We start from the raw sequence: 255 nt of genomic DNA, 5'->3' as shown, positions 1-255 counted from the left end.
CGCCGAGTGTCCCAACAAAGATTGCGTTGACGACCTGCTGCAACGCGTTGATCGACAAGCCAACAACAGACGGAATGGCGAGCCGTAGGATAAGTCTGAACAGACCGGGGTCTGATAGATCGATGCGAGCGTTCTTGTTCGGCATCACATCGTGATCGACCTCGGCGGCGAATTCCGCATCGGGCTCACTCATGGATGAAGGTGTCCCGAGATCTTCCGAATTTCATTGATCGTCTGCAACAGCTCCTGTTGCAA

The 255-nt window shown here is 54.1% G+C and carries 1 pseudogene; it reads right to left on the bottom strand.

What is annotated here, in order from left to right:
• Positions 1-193: pseudogene (locus ACTEK7_RS36685) on the bottom strand (MATE family efflux transporter); the annotation flags it as partial.
• Between the last annotated feature and the right edge of the window lie 62 nt (positions 194-255).

The sequence above is a fragment of the Bradyrhizobium sp. JHI2711 genome (assembly GCF_056156565.1).
The sequence above is the reverse complement of the archived record's forward strand: the minus strand, read 5'-3'. Positions and strand labels throughout refer to the sequence as shown.